A 17,693-nucleotide genomic window follows, 5' to 3' on the forward strand; every position below is an offset into this window, starting at 1 on the left:
AATATTTTTTAGATTTCCAGCCATTTCTGCCGCACGGCGGCACTGGCGCACAGTTCCGCCGGCGTCCCGGCAAACACAATCCGGCCGTGTCCCATCACCAGCACGCGGTCGGAAATTTCCAGTGCGATGCTGAGCTTTTGTTCGACCAGCAATACACCCAAGCCCTGCGTCCGCAGCGACGACAAATGCTGCGCCACCGCCCTCACCATCTCCGGCGCCAGTCCTTCGGTCGGTTCATCCACCATGAGCAGCCGCGGCTTGCCCATCAGGCTGCGGCACAGGCTGAGCATCTGCTGCTCGCCGCCGGACAGCAGGCCGGCAGCGACATGCTTGCGCGCGGCCAGCTGCGGCATCAGGCGCCACACTTCGTCCAAGGCGGCCGGCTCTGGCCGCAGCTGCCCCAGCAACAAATTCTGCTGCACCGTCAACGTCGGAAATACGGCCCGCTCTTCCGGCACATAGGCCAGACCCTGGCGGGCGATCTGGAATGTTTTCAGGCCGGCCAGCTGGACACCGCCCAGCCGCACCGAGCCGCTACAGCGCAGCATCCCCATGACCGCTTTCAGTGCAGTGGAGCGGCCGGCGCCGTTGCGACCCAGCAGGCTGACGATTTCTCCGGCGCCGACATCGATATCAACCCCATGCAATACATGGCTTTGCTCATAAAAAGCATGCAAGCCGCGGATCTCAAGCAAGGCGCTCATGGCTGCTGCGCCTCCAGGCTGCCGAGATAGGCCGCCTGCACAGCGCCATTGGCGCGGATCGCCGCCGGGGTATCGCAGGCGATGATGCGGCCGTCGACCAGCACCGCGATACGGTCCACCAGGCTGAACACCACGTCCATATCGTGCTCGATCAGCAGCAGGGTCTTGCCGGCGCTCACGCGCCGGATCAGCGCAGTGGAGGCGGCAGCCTCCTCGCGGTTCATGCCAGCGGTCGGTTCATCCAGCAAGATCACATCGGCATCGCCGGCAATCGTGATGCCGATTTCCAGCGCGCGCTGCCCAGCGTAGCTGAGATCGCCGGCCGGCGTGGCGCTGCTGGCCTGCAAGCCGCATTGCTGCAGCAGTTCTTCGATCCGACGATTGACTTCCTTCATCCCGGACAGACGCCGCCAGAAGGTATAGCGGTAGCCATGCGCAGCCAATACCGCCGCCCGCAGATTGTCCGCCACGCTCAGGCGCGGGAAAATGCTGGTGATCTGGAAGCTGCGCGCAAGGCCCAGCCGACTGACCTGGAACGGACTCATGCCGCCTATCTCGCGCCCGTGCAGCAGAATCTCGCCGCTGCTGGCGGCCATGCCTCCCGAGACCAGGTTGAACAAGGTCGATTTTCCGGCGCCGTTGGGGCCGATCAAGGCCAGCCTCTCCCCTTGCCGCAACTGCAAATCGGCGCCCTTGATGATGCGCGCGGCGCCGAACTGCTTGTGCAGATTGCGCAGCTCCAGAACGGCAGGATTTACTGTTCCGCTCATAGGACCGCCGCGCGCCGGTACAGCATTTCAACCAGGAACACGGCGGCGCCGGCCATCAGCAGCGCACCGGCCAGGCGCAGCAGAAATCGCATTGTCATCCGGCGCCAGCCGGCCAGCAAACTTATCCAGACGCCAGCGATGCCGCCCGGCGCAAACAGCACGACAAGCACAAACAGCAAGCCCAGGTACAACTGCCAGCCACGGGTATAAGCCGATAGCAAAGAAGAAAACAGCACGCCGACAATCGCGCCTATCATCGGCCCGAAGAAATAGCCGATGCCGCCGATGAAAGTGAACAGCAGGATTTGCGCGGAGCGCAGCAGGCCGAGGTTTTCGGCGCTGACGATTTCAAAATTGATCGCGGTCAGCGCACCGCCGACGCCGGCGAAGAAGGCCGACAGCATGAACATCAGGTAACGCACCCGGCGCGGGTCGTGGCCGATGAAGGCAGCGCGCTGCGGGTTGTCGCGCACGGCATTGGCGATGCGGCCCAGCGGTGTCTGCGTCAAGCCGTACATGGCCGCGGTGCAGATGAAAAGCCAGAACGCGATCAGGTAGTAGACCTGCAGCTGCGAGGAAAAATCGATGCCAAGCAAGGACGCGCCCAGCACGCGGTCGGCGCTGACGCCGCTCTCGCCGCCGAACCATCCGGGAAACATCAGCGCCGCGGCGGCCATCAACTCGACCAGCGCCAGGCTGATCATCGACAACGCCGTGCCCGCCCGGCGCGTGGTGACATAGCCGAATAGCGCGCCGGCCAGCATGCCGGCCGCGCCGCCAGCCAAAGGCACCAGCAACAGCGCGGCCGCACTGCAGCCGGACAGCCGGTTCATCAGGTGCACGCTGGCGAAAGCCGCCAGGCCTGCATACAGGGCATGGCCGAAAGATAACATGCCGCTCTGCCCCAGCAGCATGTTGAAGGACAACGCCAGGAGCATCATGCAGCCGCATTGCGACAGGATGGAGAGCGCAGCGCTTTGGGGGAACGCCAGCGGCGCCGCCAGCAAGATCAAGGCGAACGCCAGCCACGCCGGTTTTCCGCGCCAGGAAGAAAGCATCAATCCCGCACCCCGAACAAGCCGCGCGGACGCAACAGCATGACCAGCACCAGCAGCAGATAAGGCAAGACCGGCGCCACCTGGGCCAGCGTCAGCCGCAGCAAGGGATAGCCGACGGCGTCGGGCGCCAGCCGGATGCCCCAATGCGCCAGGCTGCTCAACAGGGAAACATCCAGCGCCACCGCATAGGTCTGCAAAATGCCGATCAGCAGCGAGGCAACGAAAGCGCCCTTCAGCGAACCCAGGCCGCCGACCACCACCACCACGAAAATGATGCTGCCCACCCCCGCCGCCATGCCCGGCTCGGTGACGAAGGCGTTGCCGCCGACTACGCCGGCCAGGCCGGCCAAGGCACAGCCGGCGGCAAACACCAGGGTAAACAGCCGCGGCACATTGTGGCCGAGCGCTTCCAGCATCTGCGGATGGGTCAGCGCCGCCTGGATCAGCAAGCCGACGCGGGAGCGCTTCAGCAGCCAGCTCGCCGCCAGCAATATCAGCAGCGCGAGCAGCATCATGAAACCGCGATAGGCCGGAAAGGCCGTGGAATACAAGGTGAACAAGGGGCCGTCGAGCTGCGCCGGGATCGCGTACGGCAATGCCGATTTACCCCACGCCAGCTGCACCAGTTCGACGATCACATAGGACAGACCGAAAGTGAACAGCAGTTCCGCCACTTGCCCATGGCGCCGCACACGGCGCAAGCCGGCCCGCTCGACCAGCGCGCCCAGCAAACCGGTCAGCAGCGGCGCCAGCAGCAGCGCCGGCCAGAATCCCAGCCGGATGCTGATGGCATAGGCGAAATAGGCGCCCAGCATATAGAAACTGGCATGGGCGAAATTCAGCACCCCCAGCATGCTGAAAATAAGCGTCAGGCCTGACGACAGCAGGAATAGCAGCAGTCCATAACTGAGGCCGTTCAGCAGAGTGATGAGGGTAAATTCCATTGTGCGATATGTGATGCCCGGGTCCGGCATTCTACCGCTTTGTCCCGGAGCCGATTTCCAGTTCGCCTGATGCGCGGACGCTTGCCGGCGGGCTCGGCCAGAGATGGCGTTGCATAAGCAAGTATTTTTACCAAGGTAATATTGACCCCGCAATTAAACCGGGGTAATATTGCATCACATATCCAACTGAACCAACTTAAGAGAGTGATTGCGCCATGAGCACTTCCACCAATCCGGTGATCGCCTTTGCCGGATCGCACCGTATCGCCGCCGGCCAGCTCGCGCTGGTGGCCTTGAAAGCAAAAGAACTGATAGACCGCAACGACAGCGCCGCCATCCTGATTTTCGACGACGTCACCAGCGAGCAGGTCGAAGTGGACTTCCGCGGCAGCGCAGAGCAAGTGCTGCAGCGCCTGGCGGCCAACGAGCCCCCTGCCGCCGCTCCCAGGGAGAACTCCGGCAGTCATGAGCCCGCGCGCGGTCCGGGCCGCCCTAAACTGGGTGTCATCGGCCGCGAAGTCACCTTGCTGCCGCGCCACTGGGACTGGCTCAACGCCCAATCGGGCGGCGCCTCGGTCGCCCTGCGCAAGCTGGTGGAAGACGCGCGGCGGCACAGCGAGCAGCGCGACCAGCTGCGCCGCGCCCAGGAATATGCCTATCGCTTCATGTCGGCCATGGCTGGCAACAGCGTGAATTTCGACGAAGCTACGCGAGCCTTGTTTGCCGGCGACCAGGCCGGGTTCGAGTCGTTGATCGAGACCTGGACAGCGGATGTGCGCGACCATTTGAGAATACTGGCAAGCCGCGCCTTCTCTGCACGGCCATGAACGCGCGCGTGCCTGCATTCACGGCCGTCCTGTCCATGCGATACTTGGAGACCGCCACTATTCTTTACTGCAATCAATGAGCATCCCTTTGGCTATTCCAGAAACGCCCGCGCCGGAACACTTGCCGTTTGCCAATGCATTTGCAAATTTGCCCGCTGCCTTTTATACGCGGCTGGCGCCGACGCCGCTGCCATCCCCCTACCTGGTGGATGCCAGCCGTTCAGCGGCGCAGCTGATCGGACTGGACCCCGCCGCATTTGAAAGCGCGGACCTGATCCAGACGCTCAGCGGCAATCGCATCGCCGCCAGCTCGCAACCGCTGGCCGCGGTCTACTCCGGCCACCAGTTCGGCGTCTGGGCAGGACAATTAGGCGATGGCCGCGCCATCTTGCTGGGCGACGTCGCCGCCAATAATGGCGGACGCATGGAACTGCAGCTCAAGGGCGCCGGTGCGACGCCCTACTCGCGCATGGGCGACGGCCGCGCCGTGCTGCGCTCCTCGATCCGTGAATATCTGTGTTCAGAAGCGATGGCCGCGCTCGGCATTCCTACTTCACGTGCGCTGGCGATCGTCGGTTCCGACCAGCTGGCGATGCGCGAGCGGCCCGAGACCACGGCGGTGGTGACGCGCATGGCGCCGAGCTTTGTGCGCTTCGGCTCGTTCGAGCACTGGTATTACAACAACCAGCACGACACCCTGAAAACCCTGGCCGACTACGTCATCGCCGGCTTTTATCCGGAATTGCTGGCGGCCGCCAACCCTTACCAGGCGCTGCTGGCCGAAGTCACGCGCCGCACCGCTCATCTGATGGCGCAATGGCAGGCGGTCGGCTTCATGCATGGCGTCATGAATACCGACAATATGTCTATCCTGGGGCTGACGCTGGACTACGGCCCGTTCGGCTTCATGGAAGCCTACGACCCCCGCCATATCTGCAACCATACCGACCAGCAGGGCCGTTACGCCTATAACAAGCAGCCGCAGATCGGCCATTGGAACTGCTTTGCGCTGGGCCAGGCCATGCTGCCGCTGATCGGCAGCGTCGAAGCGACCGAAGCAGCGCTGAGCAGCTACCAGGCGCAATACGGGGCGAAACTTGACGAATTGCTGCATGCCAAGCTGGGATTGACGACGCACCAGCCGGACGACGATAAATTGCTGGATGCCATGTTTGCGCTGATGCAAGCCAGCCATGTCGATTTCACACTGTTTTTCCGCCGCCTGGGCAATCTGCGCCTGGACGATGCCGGCGCCGATGCCCCTTTGCGCGACTTGTTCATGGACCGTGCGGCATTCGATGCCTGGGCGTTACAATACCGGGCGCGCCTGAAACTGGAAAATAGCCGGGACGACAGCCGCAAGCTTGCAATGGATGGCTGCAACCCCAAATACGTATTACGAAACTATTTGGCGCAAACCGCAATCGAACAGGCGCAAAATAAGGACTTCTCGGAAGTCAGGAAACTGTTGGAAATTCTTGAAAACCCGTTTGACGAACAGCCGCAACACGCGAAGTACGCCGAATTGCCCCCTGACTGGGCGCGTGGACTGGAAGTGAGCTGTTCGTCCTAGCGGCGTGATACGAGACTAAATATTGGAACTTAAAACATGAGCAGCAGCAAAATCGTCAAAACCGATGCCGAATGGCGCGCCGAGCTTGATCCCATGGAATACGAAGTGACCCGCCATGCGGCGACCGAACGGGCATTCACCGGCCGCTTCTGGGACCATCACGAACATGGCATTTACACCTGCGTGTGCTGCAACACGCCTTTGTTCGAATCGGACGCCAAATTCGATTCCGGCTGCGGCTGGCCCAGTTATTTCAAGGCCATCAATCCTGACAATGTAGAAGAGCGCGTTGACCGTACTCATGGCATGATGCGCACTGAAATTTTATGCAAGGTATGCGACGCCCATCTCGGCCACGTGTTTCCGGACGGGCCGCCGCCTACCGGCCTGCGCTACTGCATCAACTCGGCGTCGCTGCGGTTTGAACCGGCGGGCTGATTTATCAACCGCTCACTTAATTTATCCTGACTGAAAGCACGGCAAACACATGAAGTTCCTGTTCGACCTTTTCCCGGTAATACTTTTCTTCGGCATCTTCAAGTGGGGCGAAGGAAGTCCCGAGGCCGCGCAATCGCTGGTCAGCCAGTATCTGTCAGGCTTCGTTTCGGGCGGCGTCGTCACCGCTGCGCAAGCGCCGGTGCTGCTGGCGACCGCGGTGGCGATAGTCGCTACCGTGGCGCAGATCGGCTACCTGCTGCTGCGCCGCAAGAAAGTCGACGCCATGCTGTGGGTTTCGCTGCTGATCATCACCGTGTTCGGCGGCGCTACCATCTATTTCCATAACGAGACCTTCATCAAATGGAAGCCGACCGTGCTGTACTGGGCCTTTGCGGCGGCATTGACGGTCAGCCAGCTGCTGCTGAAAAAAAACCTGGTCCGCACCATGATGGAAAAACAGCTGGCCCTGCCTGAGCCGATCTGGATGCGCGTCGGCCTTGCCTGGATCGCTTTCTTTGCCCTCATGGGTTGCCTGAACCTGTACATCGCCTTCAATTATCCGACCGCGACCTGGGTCAACTTCAAGCTGTTCGGCGGCATGGGACTGATGTTCGCCTTCGTGATAGGCCAAAGCATCCTGCTCTCCAAATACATCAAGGACCCCGATGAACCCAAGGCTTGATACCATTCGTAACAAATTGACAGCTGCGCTGGCACCGCTGGAATGTATAGTGGAGGATGAATCGGCGCTGCATGTGGGACACGCCGGTGCCGCCTCAGGCGGCGGCCACTATCGGGTGCGAATAGTTTGCGCGCTTTTTGAGGGACAAAACCGCTTAAAACGGCATAGGCTGGTGTATGATTGCCTGGCTGAAATGATGCACGCCGAAATTCATGCACTGGCTATCACTGCACTGGCACCATCTGAAACAAAAGCTGCGTAGAACATATTTATATATGTAATCGGAAAGAATAATTTAATTGTCCTTCAAATATACTTCGGTTATTCTGCCCTGGTTTCGCATTAATTTATTAACAACCTCCCCAATTTAGGATTTGATAATGACATTTAAACCTTCACGTTTACTGGTGGTACTTTTTGCAGCTGCTGCATTGCCTGTTATGGCCCAAAACCTGGCAGTCGTGAACGGTAAGGCTATCCCTTCGTCGCGCGCTGACATGATGGTCAAGCAATTGTCCGCACAAGGCGGCCAGGCTGATACCCCAGAGCTGCGCAACATGGTCAAGGATGAACTGATCAACCGTGAAGTGCTGATCCAGGAAGCCGACAAGCTGGGCCTGGGCAACAACGCTGACGTCAAGGCGCAAGCCGACATCGCTCGTCAATCGATCCTGATCCGCGCCTTGGTCGCAGACTTCATCAAGAAGAACCCGATCAAGGATGCCGACATCCAGGCTGAGTACGACAAGTTCAAGGCACAGGCCGGCGACAAGGAATACCACGCACAGCATATCCTGGTTGAAAACGAAGCCGATGCCAAAGCCATCATCGCCAAGCTGAAAGCCGGCGGCAAGTTTGAAGACCTGGCCAAGCAATCGAAGGATCCAGGTTCGGCAGCCAACGGCGGCGATCTGGGCTGGGCAACGCCAGCTTCGTTCGTGAAGCCATTCTCCGATGCGCTGGTGGCGCTGAAGCCAGGTCAACTGACTGAAACACCGGTCAAGACCCAGTTCGGCTACCACGTCATCAAGCTGGACGAAGTCCGCGCCGCCAAGATCCCTACCCTGGCAGAAGTAAAGCCGCAAATCACTGAAGCTCTGCAACAGAAAAAACTGCAGGCTTACCAGCAAGATCTGCGCGCCAAAGCCAAGGTGCAATAAGACCTGCGTAGCATAGCCGGTCAAACACCCGCAAAAAGAAAAGCGCTCTTCGGAGCGCTTTTTTTACGCCCTCGCACTTGGCGATCGGCGTTGAGAAAAGTGAACCCAGCAATTACAATGAGGCAACTCAAACTCGGGATTGCACAATGGCCGCCACGCTGCTCAACGTATCAAGCCTTTGCAAATCCTACGGCGACCGCCGGGCAGTCGACGGCATCTCGTTCCAGGTCCGGCAGGGGCAGACGCTAGGCTTGATCGGCCCCAACGGCGCCGGCAAGTCGACCACGGTCAGCCTGATCTGCGGCCTGCTGCGGCCGGACGCCGGCGAGATCCTGCTGGACGGGGTGGCCGTCAACGCCGGCAACAGCGCCGCCAAGCACAAGATCGGACTGGTGCCGCAAGACCTGGCGCTGTACGAAGACTTGTCCGCCAACGAAAACCTGAAGTTGTTCGGCGCGCTCTACGGCCTTGGCGGCAGCCACCTGAAGACCCGTTGCAGCGAAGTGCTGGCGCTGGTCAACCTGAGCGACCGCGCGGCCGACAAGCCGAGCAGTTTTTCCGGCGGCATGAAGCGCCGGCTCAATATCGCCGCCGCGCTGCTGCACGACCCGCAGCTGCTGATCCTGGACGAACCGACCGTCGGCGTCGATCCGCAAAGCCGCAACGCCATCTTCGACAGCCTTGAGCAGCTCAAGCGCCAGGGCCGTTCGCTGATCTACACCAGCCACTACATGGAAGAAATCGAAAGACTGGCCGACCACATCGTCGTCATCGATCACGGCAAGGTGCTGGCCGATGAAACCCCGGCCGCGCTGTACCGGCGGCTGCCGGCCCAGGCAGCGCTGCGGGTCGACCTGGCGTCGCCGGCCGACGCCATCCTGCTCGATCAGATCCGCCGCCAGCCGGGCGTCATCGATATCGCCGGCAAAGACAGCAGCCTGGAGATCGGACTGCGCGCAACGGAGGATGCGCTGCCGCTGCTGCAATGGCTCACCGCCAGCGGCCAGCCTCCGCTGCACTTCATGACCGCCAAGGCCAAGCTGGAAGACATTTTCCTCGGCCTGACCGGACGCAGCCTGCGCGACTGAGCGCCGGCAAGCACCAACACTCCCCCCCCTTTTCTCGTTTCGGAGCATCGCCCATGAGCGCCTTGACCGCACTGGTCCGCAAGGACCTGATCCTGTACCTGAGCAACCGCCGTGCGCTGCTGATCAGCCTGCTGTTGCCGATCGTGCTGGGCACCTTTTTCGGCTACCTGTTCGGCGGCTCCGGCGCGGTCAGCAACGGCAAGATCGACATCGCCCTGGTCCAGCTCGACGACAGCGGCACCAGCCGCAAGATCGCTGCGGGACTCAAGGGCGAAAGCACGCTCGATGTACAGGAACTGCCTCTGGCGGCGGCCCAGGACAAGGTCCGCCATGGCAAGCTGAGCGTAGCTGTGATGCTGCCGGCCGGCTTCGGCGCGGCTGCCAAGAATGCCTTCTTCAGCGGCCGCAACAAGCCCGAGATAGCGATGTACTACGATCCCTCGCAGCAAGCAGTGCTGGCGATGGTGAAAGGCATGCTGACCCAGTACGTGATGCAGAATGTCAGCGCCGAGATGTTCGATATCAAGGCCACCGATTCCTACCTGAACACCAGCATCGAAGCCTTGCAGCGCAATGCCTCGCAGAATCCGGATCTGTTGAAAATGCTGGGCAGCATCAAGGAATACCAGTCGCGCGCCGCCAAAAAAGAAGAAAGCGGCGCCGACCAGCAAGCAACGACGCCAGAGCAAGCCGGCTTGTCAGTTCCCTATTCCACCAGCGACCAGGCGCTGACTGCCGGACTGCAGAAATACAATGGCTACGCCCATGCCTTCGCCGGCATGAGCGTGCAGTTCATCCTGTTCATGGGCATCGACGCCGGCATCGCGGTGCTGCTGTGGCGTCGCATGGGCCTGTGGAACCGGCTGCTGGCCGCGCCGATCACGCTCAATACGGTGCTGCTGGCGCGCGCGCTGTCCAGCGCGATCATCGCCTTTATCCTCCTGTGCGTGATCTTCCTGTTCGCCATGCTGGCGCTGAAAGTACAGATCGCCGGCAGCCTGCCTGGCTTTATCGGCGTCGGCATCTGTTTCGCCCTGGTCACCGCCAGTTTCGGCTTGCTGATCGCCGCCTTTGGCAAGACCCCGGAAGCGGCGCGCGGACTGGCCATGTTCGCGACGCTGATCATGGTCATGCTGGGCGGCGCCTGGGTGCCGACTTTCCTGTTTCCGCAGTGGTTGCAGACGCTGACGTTGGCAGTGCCGACGCGCTGGGCGGTCGATGGCCTCGATGCCATGACCTGGCGCGGACTGGGATTTGACGCCGCACTGCCGGCAATGGCGGTGCTGCTGGGATTTACCGCGCTGTTCGGCGGCCTGGCTGTATGGCGCTTCCGGCGCGATGCGCTCAAAGAATAGAGAGCAAACCGGCTTGGGCCAAAATAAAAACGCAGCCCTGTATCAGCGGCTGCGTTTTTATTTACAGATCATATTCTTACAAGACGGCCGATGGCGCTTCATGATGAAGCGCCATCGCGCAGCCGGCCGGGCTTAGCCGACCCACTTGCGCGCATTGCGGAACATGCGCATCCACGGCGAATCCTCGCCCCACGATTCAGGATGCCAGGATTGCTGGACGCTGCGGAATACGCGCTCGGCGTGCGGCATGCAGACCGTGAAACGGCCGTCCGGCGTCGTCACCGAAGTGATGCCCTGCGGTGAGCCGTTCGGATTGTAGGGATAGCCTTCGCTGACCTGGCCCTTGTTGTCGACGAAACGCATGGCCACCAGCGCTTCCTTGATATCGCCGGTTTGCGAGAAATCGGCAAAGCCTTCGCCGTGGGCGATGGCAATCGCGCTCTGGGTGCCGGCCATGTCCTGGAAGAAAATCGACGGCGACGATTCAACCTGCACCATGGAGAAGCGTGCTTCGAACTTCTCCGACTTGTTGCGGGTGAATTTAGGCCATGCCTGGGCGCCGGGGATGATGGCTTTCAGGTTGCTCATCATCTGGCAACCGTTGCAGACGCCCAGCGCGAAGGTGTCGCCGCGCTGGAAGAACAAGGAGAACTGCTCCGCCAGCCTGGCGTTGAACAGGATGGTCTTGGCCCAGCCCTCGCCGGCTCCCAGCACGTCGCCGTAGGAGAAGCCGCCGACGGCGATGAAACCCTTGAAGTCGTCCAGGCGCGCGCGGCCGGCGATCAGGTCGCTCATGTGGACGTCAACCGCGGTGAAGCCGGCCTGGTGCATCACATAGGCGGTTTCCACATGCGAGTTGACGCCTTGCTCGCGCAGAATCGCCACGCGTGGCTTGGCGGCCAGGTTGAGGAAAGGCGCGGCGATGTTCTCTTGCATGTCGAACGGGATCTTCGGCGTGATGCCGGGATCGGCGGCATCCAGGATGCGGTCATATTCGGCGTCGGCGCTGGCCGGATTGTCGCGCAGGCGGGCGATGCGCCAGCTGGTTTCGCTCCACAGGCGCTGCAGGTCGATGCGAGTCTGGCTGTAGATGGTCTTGGCGTCGCGGCTGAATTCGATGACGTCACGCGTGTTTGGTTTGCCGATGATGTGGCTGCAAGCGCCCAGGTTGAACCTGCGCAGCACGTTCATGACTTCCGACTTCTGCTCGGCGCGCACTTGCAGCACTGCGCCCAGCTCTTCGTTGAACAGCGCGCGCAAGGTCAGCTCGTTGCGGCGTTCGGCCACCTGGCCGGTCCAGTTCTTGGAATCGCCCCAGTCGGCCGCATGCTCGCTTTCCATGGTCAGGATATCGAGATTGATCGACAAGCCGCTATGGCCGGCGAAGGCCATTTCGCACAAGGTGGTGAACAGGCCGCCGTCGGAACGGTCGTGGTAGGCCAGCAGCTTCTGTTCGCGGTTGAGTTGCTGGATCGCTGCGAAGAAACCCTTCAAGTCTTCGGCGCTGTCGACGTCCGGCGTTTCATTGCCGATCTGCTGCATGACTTGCGTCAGGGCGGAGGCGCCCATGCGGTTCTTGCCGCGGCCGAGGTCGATCAGGATGATCGCTGTTTCGCCGGTATCGCTGCGCAGTTGCGGCGTCAGCGAACGGCGCACGTCGCTGACCGGCGCGAAGGCGGAGACGATCAGCGACACCGGCGAAGTCACGGCCTTGGATTGATCACGATCTTGCCAGGTAGTGCGCATCGACAGCGAATCCTTGCCGACCGGGATGCTGATGCCAAGCGCCGGGCACAACTCCATGCCGACCGCTTTCACGGTATCGAACAAGGCGGCGTCCTGGCCAGGCTGGCCGCAGGCAGCCATCCAGTTGGCGGACAGCTTGACGTCGGAGATATCGGCGATCGCGGCGGCTGCAATGTTGGTCAAGGCTTCGCCCACCGCCATGCGGCCGGAAGCCGGCGCATTGATGACGGCCAGCGGCGTGCGCTCGCCCATCGCCATCGCCTCGCCCAGGTAACCCTCAAAGCTCATGCTGGTGACTGCGCAGTCGGCCACCGGCACCTGCCAAGGGCCGACCATCTGGTCGCGCACCGAAGTGGCGCCGACGGTGCGGTCGCCGATGGTGATCAGGAAGGATTTGTCAGCCACGGTCGGCAGCTTCAGCACGCGCTGCGACACGTCCAGCAGGTTCATGCCGGTCAGGTCGACTGCCGGCAGCACCGGATTGAGGTGCTTGACGTCGCGCAGCATCTTTGGCGGCTTGCCGAGCAAGACATCCATCGGCATGTCGACCGGATTGTTGTCGTGCTCCGGGTCGATGACCTTCAGCTGGCGCTCTTCCGTGGCGGTGCCGACCACGGCAAACAGGCAGCGCTCGCGCTGGCAGAAATATTCGAACAGCGGCAGGCTTTCCGGCGCAATCGCGAGGACATAGCGTTCCTGCGATTCGTTGCTCCAGATTTCCTTGGGCGCCATGCCGCTTTCTTCCAGCGGCACCTTGCGCAAATCGAAAATCGCGCCGCGCTTGGCGTCGTTGGTGATTTCCGGGAAGGCGTTCGACAAACCGCCTGCGCCGACGTCATGGATGGACAGGATAGGATTCTTGTCATCCATGGCCCAGCAGGCATTGATGACTTCCTGCGCGCGCCGTTCCATTTCCGGATTGCCGCGCTGGACCGAATCGAAATCCAGGTCGGCCGTGTTGGAACCGGTCGCCATCGACGACGCCGCGCTGCCGCCCATGCCGATGCGCATGCCGGGGCCGCCCAGCTGCACCAGCAGGCTGCCGACCGGCAGCTCGTTCTTTTTGGTGTGCTTGTCGGAGATGCTGCCGATGCCGCCGGCGATCATGATCGGCTTGTGATAGCCCTGCACATTGCCGCCGACGTTTTGTTCGTAAGTACGGAAATAGCCGCCCAGGTTGGGCCGGCCGAATTCGTTGTTGAAAGCAGCGCCGCCGAGCGGGCCGTCGATCATGATCTGCAGGGCCGAAGCAATGCGTTCCGGCTTGCCGTACGCGACAGCATCGCCCTGCCCGGCGGCAGTCACATCGGCAGCATTTTCCCAGGCTTGCAGCGCATCCGGCAGCAGCAGGTTGGATACGGTGAAACCGGTCAGGCCAGCCTTCGGCTTGGCGCCGCGGCCGGTTGCGCCTTCGTCGCGGATCTCGCCGCCGGCGCCGGTGGAGGCGCCAGGGAATGGCGAAATCGCGGTCGGATGGTTGTGCGTCTCGACCTTCATCAGGATGTGCGTCAGCTCTTCCGAAGCACGGTAGGTATTGCCTTCGGCGGCGCCGCGCGCATAGAAGCGCGACACGGTGGCGCCTTCGATAATCGACGAGTTGTCGCTATAGGCGACGATGGTGCCCTTGGGCGCCAGCTGGTGGGTGTTCTTGATCATGGCGAACAAGGACTTGTCCTGCGCTGCGCCGTCGATCACCCAGTCGGCGTTGAAAATCTTGTGGCGGCAATGCTCGCTGTTGGCTTGCGCGAACATCATCAGCTCAACGTCGGTCGGATTGCGCTTGGCGCTGGTGAAAGCGTTCAGCAGGTAATCGATTTCGTCGTCCGAGAGCGCCAGGCCCAGCTCGCTGTTGGCGTGCTCCAGCGCAGCCTTGCCGCCTGCCAGCAGGTCGACGAAGGCCAGCGGCTTGGCGTCCAGCGCGCGGAACAGGTCGGCCGCCTGCTCGGCGCTGCGCAATACGGTTTCGGTCATGCGGTCGTGCAGTACATCGGCGATGGCGCGTACGCTGTCTTCGCTCAGTTTCTTGGCGCCGCCCAGCAAGCCGCTCTTCAGCTTGACCTGATAGGCAATGCCGCGTTCGATGCGCTTGATATGCGCCATGCCGCAGTTGTGGGCGATGTCGGTGGCTTTGCTGGCCCACGGCGAAATGGTGCCGAAACGAGGGATCACGATGAATTCTTCGCCGCCTTCGCTGGCGCCGAACGGGTCGCCATAGGTCAGCAAGGCGTTCAGGCGGCCGATGTCGTCCTGGCTGAGCGGGGTCGAGGCGTCGACAAAATGATCGAAACGGCCGCTGACTTCGACGACATTGCTGTCGATCGCTTGTAACTGGGCCAGAAGGCGTTGGGAACGGAAGGCAGGGAGAGCGTTGGAACCGGGCAAAATCAACATGGCGAGGGGGGAGTTGATGCAGCGTGGCTGCGGGTTAAATCAGAAGCCGCCATTATACAGTGATGCCCTGTCCCATGCCCCTGCCGGTGATGACAAAATCACCCTTTCTGCGTACGCAAAAGCCTTGCGGACCGGAAAAGCTGGAAAGCCCCCGGCCCGCAATTGCATTTAAAACAATTTATTACTTAGAAGTCCTTCAAGACGATCTTGCCGATCACGCGCCCGGTTTCCAGCATGGCATGGGCCTGCCGCAGATTGGCGGCGTTAATCGGCGACAAGACCTGGCTTACCGTCGTGACCAGCGTTTTCTGATCGATCAGCCGCGCCACCTGGTCCAGCAGCTTGCCCTGCTCCTGCATGTCGGCGGTCTGGAACATCGAACGGGTAAACATGAATTCCCAGACAAAGCCGGCGCTCTTGGCTTTCAGCAGGCTGACATCCAGCGGCGCGGCGTTCTCGACGATGGTGCAGATCATGCCTTGCGGCGCCACTGCCGCGGCGGCAGCCGGGAAGTGGCGATCGGTGTCATTCAGGATCAGCACATAGTCGACGCTCTCGAAGCCTTGCTCCTTGAGCTGTGCCGGCAGGTCGCCGAAATGGTTGATCACGTGCTGCGCGCCCAGCTCGCGCACCCATTGTTCCGACTCGGGACGCGATGCGGTCGCAATCACATCCAGGCCGGCGAGCTTGACCGCCAGCTGGATCGCGATCGAGCCGACGCCGCCGGCGCCGCCGATGATCAGCAGCGATTTGGCGGCAGCCTCGGAGCGAGCCGGCACCTTAAGGCGGTCGAACAGCGCTTCCCAGGCCGTGATCGCGGTCAGCGGCAAAGCCGCCGCCTGCTCGAACGACAGCGTCTGCGGCATGTTGCCGGCGATGCGCTCATCGACCAGCTGGAATTCGCTGTTGCTGCCCGGACGGGTAATGTCGCCGGCATAGAACACGCGGTCGCCGACCTTGAAACGGCTGACCTCCGGCCCCACCGCCTGCACTACGCCGGCAGCGTCCCAGCCCAGCACGCGCGGCGATTTTTCGACAGTGTCTTTCGGCGCGCGCACCTTGACGTCGACCGGATTGACGGCGACGGCCTTGATGGCGACCAGCAGGTCGCGCCCTTTCGGAACCGGCTGGTCGAGCTGGATGTCGAGCAGCGATTCCGGGTTGTCGATGGGCAGATAACGGGTTAAAGCGATGGCTTTCATGTTCAAACTCCTTGCGTAGAGACCGTTTCAGTCTGAATCCGGTCGTGGATTGGCTTAGCTGAACGCCATTATGATAATGTTGAATTATTTTATAAACATGGCAGTATTTGATTTACTTTCAATTGAAATTTGATAATGTATTCAACGACCGACCTTCAGCTCTTTATCCACACGGCAGACTTGGGCAGCCTGTCGAATGCGGCGCGTCAGCTTGACCTGCTGCCGGCCACCGCCAGCGCCAGCCTGAAGCGGCTGGAACGGCAGCTCAACGCCCGCCTGTTTGTGCGCTCTACCCGCAGCATGCGCCTGACGCCTGAAGGGAGCGTGTTCCTGGAATATAGCCGCCAGGCCCTGGCCCTGTTGAATGAAGGGCAGGCGCTGTTGCATGCCGGCGGGCCGGTGAGCGGCCATTTGCGCTTGTCGATGCCGTCCGATGTCGGCCGCAATGTGCTGCTCCCCTGGCTCGACGCCTTCCAGGCGCGCCATCCGCAAGTCACGCTGTCGCTGCAGTTTTCCGACCGCGTCATCGACCTGTTCCGCGATCCGGTCGACGTCGCCTTCCGCTATGGTCCGCTGGACGATTCGACGCTGGTCTCGCAAGCGCTGGCAGCCAGCCGGCGCGTCGCTGTGGCGGCGCCGTCCTATCTGGAAAAACACGGCCGGCCGCAGACGCCCAAGGAGCTTGCCGGCCACAACTGCCTGCTGTATTACCTGCAGCACGGCCTGTTCAACAACTGGCGCTTCTATTCAGGCAAGACGCCGATCGACGTCAAGGTGCGCGGCGACCGCATGAGCGACGATGCCGCGATTGCGCGGGCCTGGGCCATCGCCGGCATCGGCATCGCCTACAAATCCTGGCTTGACGTGCGGCAGGATGTGGTGGAAGGCCGGCTGGAAATCCTGCTGGAGCAGTTCGGCGGCGAAGACACGCCGCTGAATATGGTGTATCCGCACCGCAGCAGCATGTCGCCGTCGCTGCGCGCCTTGCTGGCGTTCTTGCGCGAGCGTTTTGCCGCGCTGGAAAACGCATCTGGAATCGCCACTCCCGGCTGAGCTTCCAACGTGCGCGGCCATCCCGCTGCAAAAAATTCCTCGCCAAACTTGTCGAATATTGTGGAGTAAACAGTACACAAAAGCGGTTGCGCGAATCTGCGGATTTGACTTTTATTGACTGCAATCCAGGCTTGGGACTATATTTAAAAAAATCCCCATGGAAATATTTAACCTTCATATCTGATAATCAATCCTTAGAAGTAAATTCATCGCTGCAGAGCCGAGGGACATCAATATGAAACTCAAAGCCGTTTTGTCAGCAAGCGCGATGCTATGCGCGACGTTCGCCAGCCCGTCCTGGGCCGCCAGCGCAAATGTGGTGGTAAAGGCGTCGATTGCCGGGGGCTGCACAATAGCCGGTATCGGAGAACTGGATTTTGGCGGCCTGGACCAGTCCAGCAACAGCCCCGCCACCGCCAACGGCCTGGTAACTTATTGGTGCACAAAAGATACGCCTTACACGATTACCTTGGGCAATGGTGAAAATTACGACGCGGGCAGCGCAACCCGGCAAATGAAACAAAACGGGGGCGCAGCGCTGCTTCCTTATCAGCTCACCGCGGACAAGAACAGCGGCAGCGGCCTTGGCCCTGCAAGCAATGAACGGCTGACGCTGACAGGAACCATACTGAGCGCCGACGTCAAAAATGCCGCCGCCGCGAACTACCTGGACAATGTCATCGTGACCATCGAGCCATAGCG

At 61.3% G+C, this 17,693-nt stretch carries 16 protein-coding genes; 10 read left to right on the forward strand and 6 right to left on the reverse strand.

Annotated elements, in window-relative coordinates; genetic code table 11:
* Nucleotides 1–8: 8 nt before the first annotated feature.
* From KHU30_RS05155 to KHU30_RS05170, 4 genes are read right to left on the reverse strand one after another with little or no spacing between them, the layout of a single operon-like run.
* The gene (locus tag KHU30_RS05155; RefSeq protein WP_211441525.1) at nucleotides 9–704 is read right to left on the reverse strand and encodes an ABC transporter ATP-binding protein; all 696 of its coding nucleotides are present in this window, start codon (nucleotides 702–704) and stop codon (nucleotides 9–11) included.
* Complete coding sequence (locus KHU30_RS05160; protein ID WP_211441526.1) at nucleotides 701–1,474, reverse strand: ABC transporter ATP-binding protein; 774 nt, start codon at nucleotides 1,472–1,474, stop codon at nucleotides 701–703. The genes KHU30_RS05155 and KHU30_RS05160 overlap by 4 nt, the downstream gene beginning before the upstream one ends.
* Nucleotides 1,471–2,532, reverse strand: a complete 1,062-nt coding sequence (locus KHU30_RS05165; RefSeq protein ID WP_211441527.1) for a branched-chain amino acid ABC transporter permease — start codon at nucleotides 2,530–2,532, stop codon at nucleotides 1,471–1,473. The genes KHU30_RS05160 and KHU30_RS05165 overlap by 4 nt, the downstream gene beginning before the upstream one ends.
* Entirely contained in the window at nucleotides 2,532–3,476 is a 945-nt protein-coding gene (locus KHU30_RS05170; RefSeq protein ID WP_211441528.1) for a branched-chain amino acid ABC transporter permease, read from the reverse strand. Before KHU30_RS05170 ends, KHU30_RS05165 begins: the two co-directional genes overlap by 1 nt.
* A 215-nt stretch (nucleotides 3,477–3,691) precedes the next feature.
* On the opposite strand from KHU30_RS05170, the gene KHU30_RS05175 reads away from it, so the two are divergent.
* The 8 genes from KHU30_RS05175 (at nucleotide 3,692) to KHU30_RS05210 (ending at nucleotide 10,599) form a co-directional block, all read left to right on the forward strand.
* Nucleotides 3,692–4,303, forward strand: coding sequence for a DUF2239 family protein (locus KHU30_RS05175; protein ID WP_211441529.1), 612 nt, complete (start codon nucleotides 3,692–3,694; stop codon nucleotides 4,301–4,303).
* 76 nt (nucleotides 4,304–4,379) lie between these two features.
* Nucleotides 4,380–5,876 carry a protein adenylyltransferase SelO gene (locus KHU30_RS05180; RefSeq protein ID WP_211441530.1) on the forward strand — a complete coding sequence of 499 codons (1,497 nt, stop codon included), beginning with the start codon at nucleotides 4,380–4,382 and terminating at the stop codon, nucleotides 5,874–5,876.
* A 36-nt stretch (nucleotides 5,877–5,912) separates the two neighbouring features.
* Nucleotides 5,913–6,314 carry a peptide-methionine (R)-S-oxide reductase MsrB gene (msrB, locus tag KHU30_RS05185; RefSeq protein WP_211441531.1) on the forward strand — a complete coding sequence of 134 codons (402 nt, stop codon included), beginning with the start codon at nucleotides 5,913–5,915 and terminating at the stop codon, nucleotides 6,312–6,314.
* A 49-nt stretch (nucleotides 6,315–6,363) separates the two neighbouring features.
* Nucleotides 6,364–6,996 (forward strand): septation protein A, encoded by a 633-nt coding sequence (locus tag KHU30_RS05190; RefSeq protein WP_211441532.1) that lies wholly within the window; start codon nucleotides 6,364–6,366, stop codon nucleotides 6,994–6,996.
* Nucleotides 6,980–7,258, forward strand: coding sequence for a BolA family protein (locus KHU30_RS05195; RefSeq protein WP_098496764.1), 279 nt, complete (start codon nucleotides 6,980–6,982; stop codon nucleotides 7,256–7,258). Before KHU30_RS05190 ends, KHU30_RS05195 begins: the two co-directional genes overlap by 17 nt.
* A 118-nt stretch (nucleotides 7,259–7,376) precedes the next feature.
* A complete protein-coding gene (locus KHU30_RS05200) occupies nucleotides 7,377–8,156 on the forward strand; it encodes a peptidylprolyl isomerase (RefSeq protein ID WP_211441533.1) in 780 nt (259 codons plus the stop codon).
* A 146-nt stretch (nucleotides 8,157–8,302) separates the two neighbouring features.
* On the forward strand, nucleotides 8,303–9,244 hold the full coding sequence (locus tag KHU30_RS05205) for an ABC transporter ATP-binding protein (protein WP_211441534.1): 942 nt from the start codon (nucleotides 8,303–8,305) through the stop codon (nucleotides 9,242–9,244).
* A 53-nt stretch (nucleotides 9,245–9,297) separates the two neighbouring features.
* On the forward strand, nucleotides 9,298–10,599 hold the full coding sequence (locus KHU30_RS05210; protein ID WP_211441535.1) for an ABC transporter permease: 1,302 nt from the start codon (nucleotides 9,298–9,300) through the stop codon (nucleotides 10,597–10,599).
* Nucleotides 10,600–10,731: 132 nt separating this feature from the next.
* Here KHU30_RS05210 and purL read toward each other — a convergent pair whose 3' ends face one another.
* Both purL and KHU30_RS05220 read right to left on the reverse strand, forming a co-directional pair.
* Nucleotides 10,732–14,736: a phosphoribosylformylglycinamidine synthase gene (purL, locus tag KHU30_RS05215; protein WP_211441536.1), complete on the reverse strand. Its 4,005-nt coding sequence runs from the start codon at nucleotides 14,734–14,736 to the stop codon at nucleotides 10,732–10,734.
* A gap of 185 nt (nucleotides 14,737–14,921) precedes the next feature.
* Nucleotides 14,922–15,938: a zinc-binding alcohol dehydrogenase family protein gene (locus KHU30_RS05220; protein WP_211441537.1), complete on the reverse strand. Its 1,017-nt coding sequence runs from the start codon at nucleotides 15,936–15,938 to the stop codon at nucleotides 14,922–14,924.
* A 135-nt stretch (nucleotides 15,939–16,073) separates the two neighbouring features.
* Between KHU30_RS05220 and KHU30_RS05225 the strand changes: the two genes are divergently transcribed.
* Entirely contained in the window at nucleotides 16,074–16,991 is a 918-nt protein-coding gene (locus tag KHU30_RS05225; RefSeq protein ID WP_211441538.1) for a LysR family transcriptional regulator, read from the forward strand.
* 235 nt (nucleotides 16,992–17,226) lie between these two features.
* The gene (locus KHU30_RS05230; protein WP_211441539.1) at nucleotides 17,227–17,691 is read left to right on the forward strand and encodes a Csu type fimbrial protein; all 465 of its coding nucleotides are present in this window, start codon (nucleotides 17,227–17,229) and stop codon (nucleotides 17,689–17,691) included.
* The last annotated feature ends 2 nt before the right edge of the window (nucleotides 17,692–17,693 follow it).

The sequence above is a fragment of the Collimonas humicola genome, assembly GCF_018304945.1.
GTDB lineage: Bacteria > Pseudomonadota > Gammaproteobacteria > Burkholderiales > Burkholderiaceae_D > Collimonas > Collimonas humicola.

Excerpts from the sequence above, each read along its gene's own strand:
- KHU30_RS05155 (WP_211441525.1), bottom strand. The coding sequence starts at position 704 with ATGAGCGCCTTGCTTGAGATCCGCGGCTTGCATGCTTTTTATGAGCAA.
- KHU30_RS05160 (WP_211441526.1), bottom strand. The coding sequence starts at position 1,474 with ATGAGCGGAACAGTAAATCCTGCCGTTCTGGAGCTGCGCAATCTGCAC.
- KHU30_RS05165 (WP_211441527.1), bottom strand. The coding sequence starts at position 2,532 with ATGCTTTCTTCCTGGCGCGGAAAACCGGCGTGGCTGGCGTTCGCCTTG.
- KHU30_RS05170 (WP_211441528.1), bottom strand. The coding sequence starts at position 3,476 with ATGGAATTTACCCTCATCACTCTGCTGAACGGCCTCAGTTATGGACTG.
- KHU30_RS05175 (WP_211441529.1), top strand. The coding sequence starts at position 3,692 with ATGAGCACTTCCACCAATCCGGTGATCGCCTTTGCCGGATCGCACCGT.
- KHU30_RS05180 (WP_211441530.1), top strand. The coding sequence starts at position 4,380 with ATGAGCATCCCTTTGGCTATTCCAGAAACGCCCGCGCCGGAACACTTG.
- msrB (WP_211441531.1), top strand. The coding sequence starts at position 5,913 with ATGAGCAGCAGCAAAATCGTCAAAACCGATGCCGAATGGCGCGCCGAG.
- KHU30_RS05190 (WP_211441532.1), top strand. The coding sequence starts at position 6,364 with ATGAAGTTCCTGTTCGACCTTTTCCCGGTAATACTTTTCTTCGGCATC.
- KHU30_RS05195 (WP_098496764.1), top strand. The coding sequence starts at position 6,980 with ATGAACCCAAGGCTTGATACCATTCGTAACAAATTGACAGCTGCGCTG.
- KHU30_RS05200 (WP_211441533.1), top strand. The coding sequence starts at position 7,377 with ATGACATTTAAACCTTCACGTTTACTGGTGGTACTTTTTGCAGCTGCT.
- KHU30_RS05205 (WP_211441534.1), top strand. The coding sequence starts at position 8,303 with ATGGCCGCCACGCTGCTCAACGTATCAAGCCTTTGCAAATCCTACGGC.
- KHU30_RS05210 (WP_211441535.1), top strand. The coding sequence starts at position 9,298 with ATGAGCGCCTTGACCGCACTGGTCCGCAAGGACCTGATCCTGTACCTG.
- purL (WP_211441536.1), bottom strand. The coding sequence starts at position 14,736 with ATGTTGATTTTGCCCGGTTCCAACGCTCTCCCTGCCTTCCGTTCCCAA.
- KHU30_RS05220 (WP_211441537.1), bottom strand. The coding sequence starts at position 15,938 with ATGAAAGCCATCGCTTTAACCCGTTATCTGCCCATCGACAACCCGGAA.
- KHU30_RS05225 (WP_211441538.1), top strand. The coding sequence starts at position 16,074 with ATGTATTCAACGACCGACCTTCAGCTCTTTATCCACACGGCAGACTTG.
- KHU30_RS05230 (WP_211441539.1), top strand. The coding sequence starts at position 17,227 with ATGAAACTCAAAGCCGTTTTGTCAGCAAGCGCGATGCTATGCGCGACG.